Below are 17,325 nucleotides of genomic sequence, written 5' to 3' on the forward strand. Positions count from 1 at the left end.
GAGAAGTCGGTGCTGCACGTGATGGACCTCAAAAGCGGCGAAGTGCGCCCGGTGTGGGACGGCCTCTCGCATGACCAGCAGGAAGCCTGGGCGATCTTCGGCCCGTACACCGACTTCGACTGGACGCCGGATTCGAAGAACGTCGTGATCTGGGCGCAGGGCAAGCTGTGGCGCGTCGACATGGCGAGCGGCAACGCGAGCAACATTCCGTTCACCGCCGACATCGAGCAGACCGTCGCCGAACCGCTGCGCTTCACGCACGACATTGAGACGGGCACGTTCACGCCCAAGATGATCCGTGACGTCGCGACGAGTGCGGACGGTCGCACGCTGATCTTCAATGCCGTCGGCCAGTTGTGGCGCAAGACGCTGCCGAACGGCACGCCCGAACGCCTGACCAGCAACACCGGCGTCTACGAGTACCAGCCGAGCTTCAGCGCGAACGGCAGCAAGTTGCTTTACACCACGTGGTCGGACGAAGGCCTGTCGGCGATCTGGCTGCGCGATGCGAACGGCACGGGCGCAGGTCGCAAGCTCACCACCGAGAAGGGCTACTACTACGCGCCGCGCTTCTCGCCGGACGGTCGTCGCATCGTCTATTCCAAGAGCGGCGGCAGCGGGCTCACCGGTTCGGCGTGGACGCAGGAGCAGGGCATCTACGTCATGAACGCCGACGGCAGCGGCGCGCATCGCATCGCCGACGAAGGCGACGCGCCGCAGTTCAGCGCCGACGGCACGCGCGTCTACTACTTCACCGGCGGCGGCCTCAAGAAGAAGCTGATGTCGGTCGGCCTGAACAGCGAAGAGCCGCGCGAGGTGTATTCGCTGAAGTATCCCGACACCGTCAGCATCAGCCCCGACGGCAAGTGGGTCGCGTTCACCGAGCTGTTCAATGCCTACGTGACGCCGCTGGTGGAAACGGGTCAGTCGGTCGAACTGTCGAAGGACAGCAAGGCGGTTCCCGTCACGCAGGTCACCGCGGACGTCGGCAGCTACCTGCACTGGGGCGCGGATTCGAAGTCGCTGCATTGGATGATGGGCGACCGTTACTACTCGCGCGACCTGCGCGATGCGTTCGCGTTCGTGCCGGGCGCGCCCAAGGAGCTTCCGAAGCCGAGCAACGACGGCGGCATCCCGATCGGCCTCACGCAGACCGTGTACGCACCGGAGGGCACGGTCGCGTTCACGCATGCCCGCGTCGTCACCATGCGCGATGCGGAGCACACGCAGGACGTGATCGACGACGGAACGGTCGTGGTGCAGGGCGATCACATCGTCGCGGTCGGCCCCGCATCGCAGATGAATGTGCCGGCAGGCGCGCGCACGATCGACGCGCGCGGCAAGACCATCGTGCCGGGCTACATCGACGTGCATGCGCACTCGGCGAACTTCGGCTCGGGCGTGGTGCCGCAGAAGAACTGGGCGTACTACACCAACCTCGCGTTCGGCATCACCACCATGCACGACCCGTCGGCGAGCAGCGAGTACGTGTTCTCGCAGTCGGAGCTGCTGAAGGCCGGCAAGATGGTCGGCCCGCGGCTGTATTCGACGGGCACGATCCTGTACGGCGCGGATGGCGACTTCAAGGCGGTGGTCAATTCGCTCGACGATGCGCGCAGTCACCTGCGTCGCATGAAGGCGGTCGGCGCGTTCTCGGTGAAGAGCTACAACCAGCCGCGTCGCGAGCAGCACCAGCAGATCAACCAGGCGGCGCGCGAACTCGGCATGCTGGTGGTCGAGGAAGGCGGCTCCACGTTCAACCACAACATGCCGATGATGCTCGACGGCGTCACCGGCATCGAGCACAACATTCCGATCGCGCCGCTGTACAAGGACGTGCTCGGCGTGTGGTCGCAGACCGACGTGCGCAACACGCCGACGCTGGTCGTCACGTATGGCGGCCTGTCGGGCGAGTACTGGTGGTACGCACACGACAACGTCTGGGAAGACAAGAAGCTCGCGCGCTTCTTCCCGCGCGAAACGCTCGACGCGCGTAGCATCCGTCGCGAGATCGCGCCGGATTGGGATTACTGGCACGTCGAGATCGCGAAGTCCGCGAAGAAGATGCGCGATGCCGGCATCAAGGTGCAGGTCGGCGGCCACGGCCAGCTGCAGGGCCTGTCGGCGAACTGGGAGACGTGGATGCTCGCGCAGGCGATGGGCAACTTCGAAGCGCTGCGCGCGGCGACCATCGACGGCGCCGACTACCTCGGCCTGTCCAAGCAGACCGGCTCGCTGGAAGTCGGCAAGAAGGCCGACCTGGTCGTGCTCAACAGCAATCCGCTTGAGAACATCCGCAGCACGATCGATACCCGCTACGTGATGGTCGACGGCCGCCTGTTCGACGTCGACGCCGGCATGAAGGAGATCGGCGGCAAGGACACGCCGGCGCCGGTCTTCTTCTGGCAGCGCGGGCAGGACGGTCGCAGCTTCGGCCAGGAGGCCACCGCGGGCGCCGATCGCGACTGATCGGTCGAGCTCGCGCCTGACACGGCCCGCTTCGGCGGGCCGTCGTCGTTTCGGGATCCGGCACGTGTTTTCACAAAGCGACCGTGGCAGCCTGAATACACTGAACGCACCCCCTGAGGAGCCTTCCATGTCGACGCGCTACTACATCCGCCTGCCCGATGGCGCCGCCGCCCGCGGCGACACCGCCGCCACCTCGTTCACCGCGCATGGCGCCGCGGAATTCGCCGAGCAGCTGCAGCAGGCCATGCGCACGACGCAGGTGTTCGACCGTTGGCGCGGCGGCCAGCCCGATCCAGACGACGTCGACCCGGCACTCGGCGCGACCGACCCGAACGCCGTCGCGAGCGGCGAGCAGCACGACCTGCACATCGACCTCGTGCTGACCACCACGCTGCCCGGCGACGTTGTCCGTCACCGCCTGCGCCTGCTCGCCGGCAGCCACTGGCAGCTGCGCGACGTCACCGCGGCCTGAGCACGTCATCCGTGCGACGTCCGGTGCTGCTGTCGTGGAGCGGCGGCAAGGATGCGGCGTGGACGCTGCACACACTGCGCCAGCGCGATGACGTCGAGGTCGTCGCGCTGCTGACCACCGTCAATCGCGAATTCGATCGCATCGCAATGCACGGCATCCGTCGCGACGTGCTGCAGGCGCAGGCGAACGCGACGGGCCTGCCGTTGATCGAAGCGGAGATCGAGCCGCAGTGCGACAACGCGCGCTACGAGACTGCATTCGCCGCCGCGCTCGACCGGGCGAGACAGCGCTGGCCCGCGCTCGAGACCATCGCGTTCGGCGATCTGTTCCTCGAGGACGTACGCAGCTGGCGCGAGGCGTCATGCGCGACGCTCGGCTGGCGCATCGACACGCCGCTGTTCGGTGAGAACACCGCGCGCCTCGCCCGCGAAATGATCGCGGGCGGCCTGCGCGCGCATCTGTGCTGCGTCGATACCCAGCAGCTCGACGCGACGTTCTCCGGCCGCGCATTCGACGACACGCTGCTCGCGGCACTGCCGAACGATTGCGATCCCTGCGGCGAGAACGGCGAGTTCCACACGCTGGTCGTCGGTGGCCCGATGTTCGAGCGCGCGATCGACGTCCGCCCCGGCGAGCAGGTGCTGCGCGACGAGCGCTTCTACTACACGGATTTCCTGCTGGTCGACGCGCCCTGACGGCGCGTCGCGTCAGGCTTCGACGCGCCAGCCGACCGTCGCCCCGGCGCGGAACGGCACGAGTTCGTGCCCGCCGACGCTGACCGTTTCCGGCACGGCGACGTCGCCACGCACCAGCGTGATCGTGCCCGCATTCCGCGGCAGGCCGTAGAAGTCCGCGCCGTGGAAACTCGCGAAGCCCTCGAGCCTGTCGAGCGCGCCCGCGTTGTCGAACGCTTCCGCGTACAGCTCGATCGCTGCGTGTGCGGTGTAAATGCCCGCGCAACCACAGCCCGATTCCTTCGCATGCTTAGGATGCGGCGCGCTGTCCGTGCCCAGGAAGAACTTGGGATTGCCCGAGATCGCCGCCTTCACCAGCGCCTGGCGATGCAGCTCGCGCTTGAGCACCGGCAGGCAGTAGTGATGCGGACGCAGGCCGCCGGCGAAGATCGCGTTGCGGTTGAGCAGCAGGTGGTGGACGGTGATCGTCGCGCCCACGTTCGATGGCGCATCCGTGACGAACTCCGCCGCGGCCGTTGTCGTGATGTGCTCGAGCACGATCTTGAGTTGCGGGAAGTCGCGCACCAGCGGCGTCAGCACGCGCTCGATGAACACCGCTTCGCGATCGAACACGTCGACGTCGGGATCGGTGACTTCGCCGTGCACGAGCAGCGGCATCCCGACGCGCTGCATCGCCTCGAGCGTCGCCGCGCAGCGACGCAGATCGGTGACGCCGTGGCTCGAATTCGTCGTCGCGTGCGCGGGGTAGAGCTTCACGCCGTGCACGAAACCGCTGGCCTTCGCACGCTCGATCTCCGCGGGCGTCGTGCCCTCGGTGAGATAGAGCGTCATCAGCGGTTCGAACGACGCACCGGCGGGCAGCGCGGCGCGGATGCGCTCGCGATACGCAGCCGCGTCGTCCGTCGTGACCACTGGCGGCACGAGGTTCGGCATGACGATCGAGCGGCCCATCTGCCGTGCGGTGTCGCGCAGCACGTCGCGCAGCATCGCGCCATCGCGCAGGTGCACGTGCCAATCGTCGGGGCGGGTGATGGTGAGGCGGTCGGTCATGCGTGCAAGTCTGACGCATCCGGCGCGCCATCGCCGAGACCGGCCGCACGGCGCAACCGGTCCTGCAGTGCTTCGCCGATGCCCTCGCGTAGCGGCGGCACGACGGCGACGACGATGTCGAGCCCGAGCGCGTCCGCATCGCGCAGCCGCTGGTAGAGCTCGCGCGCCTGCGCGTCGGCATCCTGCGGCAGGCCGAGCCAGTCGATGCCGGCTTCCATCGGCGCCTTCGTCGACAGCAGGCCCACACGTGCGCCGCCGGCGTGGAAGCAGCGCGCGAGGCTTACCGCTTCGGCGTCGCTCGCGAGCAGCACCTTCGCGCGCGGCGCGTAATGCGATGGCTTGCGGCCGGGCGCGGGGGTCGCGTTCTCACCCGCGTGGCGCACGCGCTGGCCGAGCACGCGTTCGAGCATCTCGATCGTCACCGCACCCGGGCGCAGCAGCACAGGTTCGTCGCCGGACAGATCGACGATCGTCGATTCGATACCGACATCGCAGGCGCCGCCTTCGAGCACGAGGTCGACGCGATCGCCCAGTTCCTCGCGCACATGCATCGCGCGCGTCGGGCTGACGCGGCCGTAGCGATTCGCCGACGGCGCGGCGAGGCCGCCGTCGAACGCACGCAGCAGCGCGAGCGCGACGGGATGCCGCGGCACGCGAAGCGCGACGGTGTCGAGGCCGCCGGTCACCGCGTCCGGCACGCCCTCGGCGCGCGGCAGCACCATCGCGAGCGGACCGGGCCAGAACGCCGCGGCGAGTTTCTGTGCGGCTTCAGGTACGTGCGATGCCCAGCGCGGCAGCGCCTGCGCCGAAGCGATGTGCACGATCAGCGGATGGTCGGACGGGCGACCTTTCGCAGCGAAGATCTTCGCGACGGCGTCCGCATCGCGCGCGTTCGCGCCGAGGCCGTAGACCGTTTCGGTGGGAAACGCGACGAGCCGCCCCGCGCGCAGCAGGTCGACCGCGCGTTCGATATCGGTGTCGCGCGCGTGCGTGGTCATGCCGCACGCACCTGCAGACCGTCGACGAGCGTTGCGAGCGCATCGGCTTCGTTCGACCATGCATCGCGGCCGGCATTGTCGCCGTGCGGGAACTCGATCACCGGAATCGAAAGACGTGGCCGCAGATCGCCGGCGTTGTCCATGTCAGCATCGACATCGCGCGAGGTGCGGTTCAGCACGATCGCTGCGATGTCGAGCCCGCGCTTGTGCACGGCATCCATCGTCAGCAACACATGGTTCAGCGCACCCAAGCGATCGGCCGCGACGATCAACACCGGCAAGCCGAGCGCAGCCGCGAGATCCGCATTCAACGCGCCGTCCGCAATGGGCGAATAGAAGCCGCCTGCGCCTTCCACCAGCGCGAAGCCGCTCGCGGAGACATCCCGGCGTGCCGCATCCACGAGTTTCTGCAGCGGCAGTGCGACGTTCTCAAGCGCCGCGGCGCGCTCGGGCGAAAGCGCCGCGCGCAGCGTGAGCGAACAGACGACGTCGATCGCTTCGTGTGCGCCGGCCGCTTCGCGCAGCGCCTGCGCATCCGCGGGGCCGACGCGCGCATCGACGCCCGATTCCACCGGCTTGCGCGCATGCACGCGCACGCCGCGGCGCGTCAGTGCGTGCGCGAGGGCGGTGGCGACGCGGGTCTTGCCCACGCCGGTATCGGTGCCGGTGACGAACAGTCCATGCATGCGCGCATTGTCCGCGCGGGCGACGCCGGGGTCGACCGCGCGGGCGGAACGCCGCGTGCCGGTCAGAACGTGCCGGACACGTTCAAGGACAGGATCGGGCCGATGCGGCGGTCGCGGACCTCGTGGAAATCCAGCGGATCCGTGCGACGGCCGTCGAAGACGTAACGGTCGCGGTAGCTGCCCGCGCCGAGCGCGTTGCTGAGCGTCGCACGCACGGTCAGTCCGAAGAAATCCTTACGCTCGATGTAGAGCGAGCCCCACACCGGGCCTTCCCATGTGTGGTCGATTTCGGTCAGCCGCACGTTGCGCGAGTCCAGCTCGTGGTTGACGTCGAAACCCCAGGCCCATGGCGTGCCGGGTACGTCGTTCCGCAGTGCGACGTCCCAGAAGTGGATGAGGCTCCAGCTGGTGCGACGACGCTCGCCGGTCAGCGGAGCCTTCACGCTGCTCTGCTGCACCCACCAGCGGGTGTCCAGCTTCGCACCGCGCCAGCCGAGCGGATCGAACTTCCACGTTCCCTTCCACTCGAAACCATATTCGCGCGCGCTGTCGATGTTGCCGGGGCTCTCGCCGGTGTCGCCGATCGGAATCGTGTCGATGAAATCGTCGAAGCGATGGTCGTACACACGCAGCGTGGTCGTGCCCCACTGGCCGAGCGTGCGCGTGGTTTCGACCTCGAACTCCCAGCTCTGCTGCGGCACCAGGTCCGGGTTGCCGGCGTTCTGGCTGCCGTCGTTGAGGTTCACCGAGGCGAGGAAGTCGTAGAAGTTGAGCTGGCCGACCTTGCGCTGCAGCTTGAAGTTGACGTCCAGCACGTCGCTCGCCTTCCACGCCAGCGACATCGAACCCTTGGGCCGGATGAATTCCCGTGTCAGCCCGCCCGCGCCCACCTGCTGCAGCTTCGAGTACTCACCACCGGCGGACATCTGGAACTTCAGCGCCGCACCGAACGGCCGGCCCCAGCTGCCCATGAGTTCGTAACGGTCTTCCTGCACCGTCGCATTCGCGCCCGGCAGCGGCACGCCGACGAAGTTGCCGCTGCTGTCGAGCACAGCGATGCTCGACGCGCTGTCGAGCGAGTTGAACGCGCCTTCCGCGGAGATGCGCCAGTCGTTCTTGCCCGTCGTCCACTTGTACTCGGCGCGCGCGATCTTTTCCGACTCCTCGCTGTCGCGCGCGAAGCGGCTGCCGACGTCGGGCTGTGAACCGTCGACGAAATGCGTCACGACCGTCTGGTCGTATGGCTGGTGCTTGTAGCGGTCAAGACCGATGAGCTTGAGCTTGCCGATGCCGAGGCCGAACTCGTAGTCGCCGCCGATCTCGAACGAGTGTCCGCCCTCGTTCTCCCGCACCGCGCGCGTGCGATCGGGCAGACCCGGCCCGCTGCGCGTGCCGTCTTCGCGGTAGTGGTAGAACTCCCTCGACACCGATGCATTGAGGTTGGCGATGTCGCCATCCGCCGCGGTGTAGGTCAGGCGCGTGCTGAGCGTGGGGTTGTCGGACTCGCCGGTCCACGCATCGTCGCGCACGTCGCGCACGCTGCCGTCGGCGTTGTAGATCACCGTGCCGCCGCCGGCGCCGCTGTGGTTGCCGTTGTTGCTGAGGCCGACGTTGTACTGCAGCGCGCCGGCCGAACCGCTCACCGACACATCGCCACGCGTGATCTGCGGCCGCGTGTAGTACTTGCGGATGTCGGGCTTCCAAGACCACTGCCCGCTCATGCCGCCCGGCTTGGTGACGACGTTCGCGACGATGCCGGTGAGGCCCGGAATGGCCAGCGTCGAGCCGTCCACGATCTCGATGCGCACGACGTTCGCCGCGGGAATGCGCGTCATCTCGGTCAGCACATCGTTGGACTTGCCGGAGATGCGTTGGCCGTTGATGACGACGTTGCCCGTCGCCTCGCCGAGGCCGCGCTCCTGGTCCGCCTGGCGGATCACGAAACCCGGCACCTGCTTGAGCATGTCGAGCGCGTTGTGCGGGTTGTATCGCGCGAAATCCGCGGGCAAATACGTGTGCACGGCCGATGTGGAAGTGGGCGTGGCGTCCTGCGCATGCAACGTGGAGGCGGCAAGCAGGAGCGCAACGCAGAGCGCCGTGCGGGTCGGGCGACGGGTCATGGACGAACCTTCAGTGGCTTGGACGTCGCGACGCGACCGTCGTCGACACCTGCATGGATGCGCGGCCGTCGCCGAAGGTTTAAACGCCGTTTATCGGCCGCCGCGCAGCCACTGCCTGCGCACGAACCAGGCGACGACCATCACCCCGAGGAACACGCCGTAGCCCGACGTCGTGGCGAGCACCTGCCGCCAGATGTTGCCGGCCGTCCCGGTTGGTACCGCGTAGTCGTGCGCCCAGCGCGCGACCAGCACGAACGCGACGACGGCGATCGCGATGGATGCGAGGTCGAACAGGCGCCGCGCCGCGGTGCGCGGCTGGCGCGGGTAGAACCAGAACAGCCCGGACAGGATCGCGAACCACGGCAGGAACAGGATCAGCGCGAGCATCTGCTGCACCGACAGGCTCATGCCGCCGCCTCCGCCATTTCGGCAAGCGCCGCATCGACGTCCTCGCGCGTGGCGCCTTCGGCGAGCAGCGATTCGTCGTCGAGTCGCGCCGCCTGCTTCAACGCGGCGACACGCTGGCCCGCATCGCGCGGTGCGTCGAAGCCGCCGCTCTGCAGCAGCACGCGATCGCCGCGCACGAGCTTGAAGTAGAAGCGTCCGTCGCTCTCGCGGTACTGCTTGAACGTGGCCGGCGTCGGCTTGTCGTCGTCCTTCGACACGGCGACCGTCGCCTTCGACAGATCGCGCAGGCCGACCGCTTCGCGCAACTCGGCGAGCAGCGGCGTGGCGTAGCGGGCGCGGAGTCGCGATGCGCCGTCGCGGAGGATGGCTTCGATGTCGGCCGGCTTGGCGATCAGCGCCTCGTACTTCTCGCGCATCGGCGAGATCTCCGCGTCGATGCGCTCGAACAGCGCCTGCTTCGCCTCGCCCCAGCCGATGCCGGCGTCGAAGGCGCGACGCATGTCCGCCGCCTGCTCGCCCGACGCGAACGCCTGGTAGAGCTGGAAGACGTTCGACGCATCGGCGTCCTTCGGCTCGCCCGGTGCACGCGAGTCGGTGACGATCGAATAGATGAGCTTCTTCAACTGCTCCCGCGGGGCGAACAGCGGGATCACATTGTCGTAGCTCTTCGACATCTTGCGGCCGTCGAGGCCGGGCAGCGTCGCGACGTGCTCCTCGATCGCCGCTTCCGGCAACGTGAAGTGTTCGCCGAACAGATGGTTGAAGCGCTGGCCGAAGTCGCGCGCCATCTCGATGTGCTGGATCTGGTCGCGCCCGACCGGCACCTTGTTCGCGTTGAAGATCAGGATGTCCGCGGCCATCAGCACCGGGTACATGAAGAGGCCGGCGGTGATGCCCGCATCGTCGTCCTCGCCCGCTTCGCGGTTCTTGTCGACGACCGCCTTGTAGGCATGCGCGCGGTTGAGGATGCCCTTGCCCGCCACGCACGTGAGCAGCCACGTGAGTTCCGGAATCTCGGGGATGTCGCTCTGGCGGTAGAACCAGACCTGCTGCGGATCCAGCCCTGCGGCGAGCCAGCTCGCGGCGATTTCGAGCGTCGAGCGCTGCACGCGCGCCGGGTCCTGCACCTTGATCAGCGCGTGGTAGTCGGCGAGGAAGTAGAAGCTCTCCACCGACGGGTCGCGGCTGGCCTCGAGCGCGGGGCGGATCGCGCCGGCGTAGTTGCCCAGGTGCGGCGTGCCCGAGGTGGTGATGCCGGTGAGGACGCGGGTGCGGGTCATCGTGATGCGAAGCAGCGTGCGGCCCGCGAGTTTACCGCGCGCGCCCGCACCGCCCCGGGCGACACACCCTGAATGCAGGCCGCCGGCGCAACCCCGCACGGGCGTGTCGCGCGTTGAGGACGACACCCCAACCGCGAGCACCGCCATGTCCCGCCGATTCCGAGCCACCGTCGTGCTGTCCACCCTGCTCGCCATGGCGGGCGCTGCCGAGGCCCGAACGTGGAACGACGAACGCGTCGATCTGTCCGTCGTCGATCGCGACGACGGCGGCACCCTGCCCGAGTACCTGCATCGCGGCCAGGCGTGGGTGCCGGGCGAACCCGGCCATCGGTACGCCGTGCGTCTGACCAACCACAGCGCGTCGCGCGTCCTCGTGGTGCTGAGCGTCGATGGCGTCAACGCGGTGACCGGCCAGACCGCGAGCGCGAGCCAGGCGGGCTACGTGCTCGAACCGTTCGCGACGACGGAGGTCGCCGGCTGGCGCAAGTCGCTGCAGCACGTCGCGCAGTTCTACTTCTCCGACCTGCGTGACAGCTACGCCGCGCGCACCGGGCGTCCGCGCAACGTCGGCGTGATCGGCATCGCCGTGTTCGACGAAGCGCGGCCGATGCCGCCGCCTCCGCCGCCGGTCTACATGCCCGAACGCAACGCGGCCGATGCCGCGGCCGCATCCGAAGCGAAAGCGCCCACGGCGGCGCGCGCGCAGCAGTCGCTGGGCACGGGGCACGGCGCGTCGGAGTATTCGCCGGTGTCGCGCACCGGCTTCGTGCGCGCAAGTCGCAATCCGGTGCAGGTCACGGAGATCCGCTACGACGACATGCAGACGCTCGCGCAACGCGGCATCGTGCCGTACGAGCGCCGCGTCACGCGCGGGCCGCAGGCATTCCCGGGCAGCGGCTTCGTGCCGGATCCGCCGCCGGGCTGGTAATGCGCAAATACGAAGGGCCGGATCGCTCCGGCCCTTCGCATATCAGCTGCAATGCGCTGGGATCAGCACTTGCCGTCCTTGCAGTCCTGCGCCTTGTCTTCGACCTTCTCGCCAACCTTCTGCACGTCCTTGCCGGCGCCTGCCATCGTGTTGCAGGCCGTGAGGGTGCTCATCGAGAACATGGCGAGGAGCAGCAGGGCAGTCAGTCGCTTCATGGTGTCATCTCCAGGGTCGCCGCAACGCGGCATGGGAAATCCGTGGGGCGATGACACGATGTCGCGCGTGAAACGGATGTGGACTGCCGCTTTTTCCCGCCGTTCTTCGTTACATGACATTCATGCGAGTGACGACGCGACGATCACGCGTCAATCACGCAGCAGTGTCGACTTGCCGAACAGGCTCTCGACCAGATCCACCGCGAGGGTCGCCGTGCGGTTGTGATCGTCGATCAGCGGATTCAGCTCCATGATGTCGAGCGAACCGAGCTTGCCGGTGTCGCAGATCATCTCCATGACGAGCGAGGCCTCGCGATAGGTCGGCCCGCCGAGCACGGTGGTGCCCACGCCGGGCGCGATCGACGGATCGAGGAAATCGACGTCGAAGCTCACGTGCAGGTGGGTGTTCTCGTCCATGCCGTCGAGCGCTTCCTCCATCGCCGCGCGCATGCCGATCTCGTCGATGTAGCGCATGTCGTAGACGTCGAGGCCGTGCTGGCGGATCAGTCGTCGCTCGCCTTCGTCGACGCTGCGGATGCCGATCTGGCGCACGTCTTCCGCGCGAATCGCCGGCGCGCTGCCGCCGAGATGCGTAAGCGCCTGCGGGCCGAGGCCGCACAGGCAGGCGACCGGCATGCCGTGGATGTTGCCGGACGGCGTGACTTCGCTCGTATTGAAGTCGGCGTGCGCGTCGAGCCACAGCACGCGCAGCTTCTTGCCGTTCTCGCGGCACCAGCCCGCGACGCCGGTGATCGAACCGAGGCCGAGGCAATGGTCGCCGCCGAGCAGGATCGGCATCCGCCCGCCGGACAGTTCGGCATGCATCGCCTCCATCACGAGGCGGTTCCATTCGGTGACTTCGGCGATGTGGCGGTAGCCATCGACCGCGTCGAGCCACGGGTTGCGCGGGCCGTCGAGGTTGCCGCGATCCAGGACCTCGACGCCGCGCGCGATCAGCGCCTCGCCGAGTCCCGCGATGCGCAGCGCTTCGGGTCCGAGACGCGCGCCGCGGTGACCGGCGCCGACGTCGGTCGGCGCCCCGATCAGGGTGACGAGGGGAGAAATACGGGACATGCGGAGATCTCCGCGCCCGGGCGCCGCGACAACCCCGTCCCAGCAGGCCCGGCCGGTGGACGCATTGTATCGGCCGCCTCCGAAACGTCGGCCGGCTCAGCGCGGTTCGCCGTTCTCCACGCCCTGGTCGTCGCTGCGCACGTCCGCCGCCGACGGCGTGCTGCGCGCGCCCTGTCGCCAGGCTTCGGCTTCGCTGCCCGCGGCGAGGTCGTCATCGTCGCGGCCTTCGATCCCCTGCCGATCGTCGATCTGGGTGTCGATGCGGTCGCCGCCGCGTGCGGTCGGGTCGTCGCCGCTCTGGCGACCGATACCGCTTACCGGCGCGCCGCCGGGAAAGTTGCGGGCCATGCCGTACTCCTCGTCATTTCGAGGGTTCCAGCGTGGCGTGCGTGGAGTGAGGCGACGGCGAAAGCGGCGCGACGTTGCCCTCGCGCAGGCGTCGTTCCATGTCGGGTGCAGGAATCGGGCGACCGAGCAGGTAACCCTGCATCTCGTGGCAGCCGAGGGCCAGCAGCGCCTCGGCCTGTTCGTCGGTCTCGACGCCTTCGCCGACGACGCGATAGTCCAGCGCGCGCGCCATCCCGAGAATCGCTTCGACCACCGCCTTCTGCCCGGGCTCGCGCGGCAGGCCCTGCACGAACGACCGATCGATCTTGATCGCATCGAATCGATGGCGCGTGAGGTAGCCGAGGCTCGAATAGCCGGTGCCGAAATCATCCACCGACACGCGCACGCCGAGCTTGCGGATGCCCTGGATCAACTGCGACGCACGCTCGCTGTGGTCGAGCATCTGGCTTTCGGTGAGTTCGACTTCGAGCAGCCACGGCGCGAGTCCGCTGTCGCTGAGCGCACGCGCGATGCCGTTGACGATGCGCGCCGGATCGAAGCGCGCGAGCGAAAGGTTCACCGCGATCGGCAGCGCCGGCAGGCCTGCGTCGATCCAGGCGCGATTCTGGCGGCAGGCCTCGCGCAGCACCCATTCGTCGATGGCGACGATGAGGCCGGTCTCTTCCGCGACCGGAATGAACTCGCCCGGCGGCACGACGTGCCCGTCGCGGTGACGCCAGCGCACCAGCGCCTCCATGCCGGAAATCGCGCGATCCGGCAGGCGGATCTTGGGCTGGTAGACGAGGAAGAGCTGGTCGTCGCTGATCGCGGTGCGCAGTTCGCTCTCGAGGCGCAGGCGCTGGTCGGCGCGTTCGCTCATCACCGCGGTGAAGTAGCTGTAGCGCGAACGTCCGGACTGCTTGGCGTGGTACAGCGCGGTGTCGGCCTGCTTGGTGAGCGTGCGGATGTCCTGCCCGTCTTCCGGGAACAGCGCGATGCCGACGCTGGCGGAGACATGCAGCGCACGGCCTTCGATCTCGATCGGCGCTTCGATCGCGGCGATGAGCCGCTCCGCCACGCGTGCGGCATCGCTCGGATCGGACAGACGCGTCAGCAGCAGCACGAATTCGTCGCCGCCCTGGCGGCTCACGGTGTCCTCGGCGTCGACCACGCTCGCGAGACGGCGCGCCACTTCCTGCAGCACGCGATCGCCGGCCTGGTGACCGAGCGAATCGTTGATCGTCTTGAAGAAGTCGAGGTCGACGAACAGCACCGCGCCGTGCGCGCCATGACCGATCTGATGGATGGCCTGCGACAGGCGATCCTGCAGCAGCACGCGGTTCGGCAGGCCGGTCAGGTAATCGTGCTGCGCGAGATGCGACATGCGCTCGGCCATTGCGCGCATCTCGCTGACGTCGCGCAACACGGTCACGCCGCCGACCACGCGGCCTTCGCCATCGGTGATCGGCGAATGCGCGTACTCGACGTGCAGCTCCTGGCCGTCATGACGGTGCAGCAGCGCCGCGCCCTCCGGGGAATCGCCATCGCGGCCTTCGGCGTGGTGCAGCCGCACGATCTCGTCGAGCGGGCGGCCAACCGCACGTTCGCGCCCGATGCCCGTCATCGCCTCGGCGATCGGGTTGAGCGATGTCACCACGCGCGCGGTGTCGTACGTCACCACCGCGTCGCCGATCGAATTGAGCGTGACCTGCGCGCGCTCGCGTTCTTCCTGCAGCGCGCGTTCGGTGCGGCGTCGTGCGGACACGTCGCGCACCGCGGCGACGAGTTGCACCGCGTCGCCCGCGCGCAGTTCGCCGAGCACGACCTCGACCGACACCCGCGTGCCCGATGCGGTCACGGCCTGCACGTCCAGCACGTCGCCCTGCGTTCGCGAGGCGCGTGCATTGAGATGCGATTCCACCGCGTCCGAATCGAGCGTGTCGAACCCTTCGAGGAAGTCGGCGACGGGTTGATCGAGCAATTCGGCGCGCGGGCGTGCGAACAGCAATTCGGCCTGGTGGTTCACCAGCAAGATGCGGCGCGTGGTCGGATCGAACAGCACCATCGCGTCCGGCGCGGATTCGAGCAGGTGCCGGAAACGGCGCTCGGCTTCATAGCGCCACGTGACGTCGTGCGCCATCAGCACGAAGCCGCCGGAATGCGCGAGCGGCTCGTAGAACACGTCGAGGCGCTGGCCGCCGAGGTCGAACTCGAAGCGCTGCGGTTCGCCTTGGAGCGCGGCCTGCATGTAGGGCAGCGCGCGACTGGCGGCCTCCTCGCCCAGCGCTTCGCCCGGTGTCCGCCCGATGAGGCCGTCGGGCGCCTTGCCGAGCCAGGTGAAGTACTTGCGGTTGGCGAAGCGGTAGCGCAGGTCGGGGCCGAGTTCGGCAACGTACGCCGGCAGGTTGTCGGCGATCACCTGCAGGCGCTCGGCGGTCCGCACCGACACCGCGCGTTCGCGCTCACGGTCGGCGATCAGCATGGCCACGACGAGCGGCCCGACCGCGCTGACGCAGGCCTGGAACCACGCGAGTTGCAGCGCCGGATCGTTCGGCCCGTTCCAGGACGGAAGCACGCCGTGCTGCTGCAGCGTCGTCACCGTGATCACCGTGGCGATCACGAGCACATTGCAGATGGATGTCACGAGCACGCCGCGCGTCGCGACCGCCAGCAGCGGCAACGCGATGATCGCGTACGGATGCCGCAGCTGCGTCACCGCGGCGTAGGCCACCGCGGTCGAGGCCAGCGCGCACGCCAGCAGTTCCGCGCCACGACGGCCGCGCAGCAGTTCGCGGCCTTCCTCGCGCGAGTAGGCCCACGCGAACGGCAGCACCACGAACATGCCGAAGGCGTCGGCGCAGTACCAGCGCAGGAACTGGCCGCTCCACGCACCGATCGGAAGCGGCACCCACGCACCGACGAACGCACCGGCGGCCGGCGCGAGCGCAACGGCCACCGCGAGGCCCGACAGCACGCGCACGCCGTCGGGCACGGCGTCGACGCCCAGACGCATGCGCCGCAGCAACACCAGCGCGATCGTGACCTCGACGACGTTCGCAGCGCCCGCCGTGACGATGGGCGCCCAGCTGCGCCACGGATAACCCGCCGACAGCAGCGTGCCGAAGAATGCGATCAGGACGAGCGGCGTGATGCGCGCGTTCGGCACGCGCAGCGCGTAACCAACGATCAGCGCGTTGGCGATCCAGAGCGAGGTCGTGCCGCTGGTGATGCGGCCGAGCGCGAGGGCGATCATCGCGGCGAACGAGAACAGCACGGAACCGACGACCACGTGTGGCACGTTCGTGCCCAGGTCGAGCGATTCCCAGCGCGATCCGGTCCGTGCGGACACCGCGTCGTCTCCGTCCGCAGCGCCCCCCGGCCGCGATAGGGCCACGTTACAGCACGCCGCCCGGTTCGTCCGTCGGGTTTTGCCTGAGTTGGGTGGCCGCAGCCCTGCGGACCTTCAAGTCCCAACTCGTCGCAATTCGATCCGTCACGCGGATACGGAAGCTTCGACCGCCCGTCGATGCGGTGCACGTCCACGCTGTGGCGCGGCCCTCGACGGAGGACTCGACCGGACCGTCAGTGCCCAACGCGTCTGGAACGATCGGTCCTTTTCGACGACATCTTCTCTGTCCGGGTTGAGTGCGTTGGCGTGGGCTCACGCCGGTTGGCCCACTGGAGAAGCAGTCGTACACGGTCGCGGAACGAGATGGCCCAAATCGGGCCACGTTGGCTCAAGCCTGACGGAGACTGCTAACGAGCACCGTTAACAAGTGACGCTGGGCGACATCACGACACTGAAAGAACGTGACGGATATCGCGAATCGAGAAACTCGCAGAGACGAGTTCCGTGAGCGGCGCTGCGTCAGTTTCAGGCGCAGCCATGGTGTCGCACCGGTCGAAGCGGAGACGCATATGAAGAACCAGCAGGGCTTTACTCTCATCGAACTGATGATCGTCGTCGCGATCATCGCCATCCTGGCCGCCATCGCGCTGCCGGCCTACCAGGACTACGTCGCCCGCTCGCAGGTGTCGGAAGGCATGAGCCTGGCGTCGGGTGCGAAGACGTCGGTGGCCGAGTACTACGCGAACTACGCAGCATGGCCGACAAACAATGCGGCTGCTGGCCTGGCCACTGCCGCGTCGATCAAGGGCAAGTACGTGACGAGCGCGACCGTTGCTACGGGCAAGATCAACCTGGTCTTCAACGAGACGTCGACGAGCTCGAAGATCAAGGCCGCGGGCACCGGCCTCACGCTGAGCCCAGTGGACAATCAGGGTTCGATCTCGTGGACCTGCAGCGGCGGCTCTATCGCCGACAAATATCGTCCGAGTTCCTGCCGCTAACCCCTCGGGGCGGGTCGGAGGGCCGCGAAAGCGGCCCTCTTTTTTGTGGGCCCGGAAATGCGAGATGCGCACGGACGTGCCGGTGTCGACGGCTCACGCCGATCTGCGCCGCACACTGGAGGCTCGCGATTCTGTGACCGCAAGACCGCGGCGGCTGACGTGGGACGCAAATGAAGTACTGATCACTGCGAGATTTACCGAGTGATTGCGCTCTGCCGCGGACGGGGCACACGGCTGCATCATGGCGCGCAGG

At 68.1% G+C, this 17,325-nt stretch carries 15 protein-coding genes; 5 read left to right on the forward strand and 10 right to left on the reverse strand.

Features of this window, described 5'->3' with window-relative positions; genetic code table 11:
• From EVS83_RS13920 to EVS83_RS13930, 3 genes are all read left to right on the forward strand, one after another.
• Positions 1-2,469 (forward strand): amidohydrolase family protein (locus tag EVS83_RS13920; protein WP_133501626.1); only part of this gene is annotated, 2,469 nt, incomplete at its 5' end.
• A gap of 127 nt (positions 2,470-2,596) precedes the next feature.
• Positions 2,597-2,941 (forward strand): hypothetical protein, encoded by a 345-nt coding sequence (locus EVS83_RS13925; protein WP_133501627.1) that lies wholly within the window; start codon positions 2,597-2,599, stop codon positions 2,939-2,941.
• An 11-nt stretch (positions 2,942-2,952) separates the two neighbouring features.
• Positions 2,953-3,636 carry an adenine nucleotide alpha hydrolase gene (locus EVS83_RS13930; RefSeq protein WP_133501628.1) on the forward strand — a complete coding sequence of 228 codons (684 nt, stop codon included), beginning with the start codon at positions 2,953-2,955 and terminating at the stop codon, positions 3,634-3,636.
• A gap of 12 nt (positions 3,637-3,648) precedes the next feature.
• On the opposite strand, the gene pyrC is transcribed toward EVS83_RS13930, so the two are convergent.
• The 6 genes from pyrC to EVS83_RS13960 form a co-directional block, all read right to left on the reverse strand.
• Positions 3,649-4,686 (reverse strand): dihydroorotase, encoded by a 1,038-nt coding sequence (gene pyrC, locus EVS83_RS13935; RefSeq protein WP_133501629.1) that lies wholly within the window; start codon positions 4,684-4,686, stop codon positions 3,649-3,651.
• Complete coding sequence (locus tag EVS83_RS13940; protein WP_133501630.1) at positions 4,683-5,684, reverse strand: L-threonylcarbamoyladenylate synthase; 1,002 nt, start codon at positions 5,682-5,684, stop codon at positions 4,683-4,685. Before EVS83_RS13940 ends, pyrC begins: the two co-directional genes overlap by 4 nt.
• On the reverse strand, positions 5,681-6,370 hold the full coding sequence (gene bioD, locus EVS83_RS13945; protein ID WP_133501631.1) for a dethiobiotin synthase: 690 nt from the start codon (positions 6,368-6,370) through the stop codon (positions 5,681-5,683). The genes EVS83_RS13940 and bioD overlap by 4 nt, the downstream gene beginning before the upstream one ends.
• Positions 6,371-6,432: 62 nt before the next feature.
• The gene (locus EVS83_RS13950; RefSeq protein ID WP_133501632.1) at positions 6,433-8,490 is read right to left on the reverse strand and encodes a TonB-dependent receptor plug domain-containing protein; all 2,058 of its coding nucleotides are present in this window, start codon (positions 8,488-8,490) and stop codon (positions 6,433-6,435) included.
• A 90-nt stretch (positions 8,491-8,580) separates the two neighbouring features.
• Positions 8,581-8,898 carry a hypothetical protein gene (locus EVS83_RS13955; RefSeq protein ID WP_246022967.1) on the reverse strand — a complete coding sequence of 106 codons (318 nt, stop codon included), beginning with the start codon at positions 8,896-8,898 and terminating at the stop codon, positions 8,581-8,583.
• Positions 8,895-10,178: a tryptophan--tRNA ligase gene (locus EVS83_RS13960; protein WP_133501633.1), complete on the reverse strand. Its 1,284-nt coding sequence runs from the start codon at positions 10,176-10,178 to the stop codon at positions 8,895-8,897. Before EVS83_RS13960 ends, EVS83_RS13955 begins: the two co-directional genes overlap by 4 nt.
• Positions 10,179-10,323: 145 nt before the next feature.
• Here EVS83_RS13960 and EVS83_RS13965 point away from each other — a divergent pair, with 145 nt between their 5' ends.
• Positions 10,324-11,106 carry a hypothetical protein gene (locus tag EVS83_RS13965; protein WP_133501634.1) on the forward strand — a complete coding sequence of 261 codons (783 nt, stop codon included), beginning with the start codon at positions 10,324-10,326 and terminating at the stop codon, positions 11,104-11,106.
• 62 nt (positions 11,107-11,168) lie between these two features.
• Here EVS83_RS13965 and EVS83_RS13970 read toward each other — a convergent pair whose 3' ends face one another.
• The 4 genes from EVS83_RS13970 to EVS83_RS13985 form a co-directional block, all read right to left on the reverse strand.
• A complete protein-coding gene (locus EVS83_RS13970; RefSeq protein ID WP_115648159.1) occupies positions 11,169-11,321 on the reverse strand; it encodes an entericidin A/B family lipoprotein in 153 nt (50 codons plus the stop codon).
• A gap of 150 nt (positions 11,322-11,471) precedes the next feature.
• Entirely contained in the window at positions 11,472-12,395 is a 924-nt protein-coding gene (rocF, locus tag EVS83_RS13975) for an arginase (RefSeq protein ID WP_133501635.1), read from the reverse strand.
• A gap of 96 nt (positions 12,396-12,491) precedes the next feature.
• Positions 12,492-12,743 carry a hypothetical protein gene (locus EVS83_RS13980; protein WP_133501636.1) on the reverse strand — a complete coding sequence of 84 codons (252 nt, stop codon included), beginning with the start codon at positions 12,741-12,743 and terminating at the stop codon, positions 12,492-12,494.
• A gap of 13 nt (positions 12,744-12,756) precedes the next feature.
• Positions 12,757-16,071: an EAL domain-containing protein gene (locus EVS83_RS13985; protein WP_133501637.1), complete on the reverse strand. Its 3,315-nt coding sequence runs from the start codon at positions 16,069-16,071 to the stop codon at positions 12,757-12,759.
• Between the two features lie 569 nt (positions 16,072-16,640).
• Here EVS83_RS13985 and EVS83_RS13990 point away from each other — a divergent pair.
• Positions 16,641-17,072, forward strand: coding sequence for a pilin (locus EVS83_RS13990; RefSeq protein WP_133501638.1), 432 nt, complete (start codon positions 16,641-16,643; stop codon positions 17,070-17,072).
• Positions 17,073-17,325: the final 253 nt, after the last annotated feature.

The organism is Cognatilysobacter terrigena (assembly GCF_004361065.1).
Taxonomy (GTDB): Bacteria; Pseudomonadota; Gammaproteobacteria; order Xanthomonadales; family Xanthomonadaceae; genus Cognatilysobacter; species Cognatilysobacter terrigena.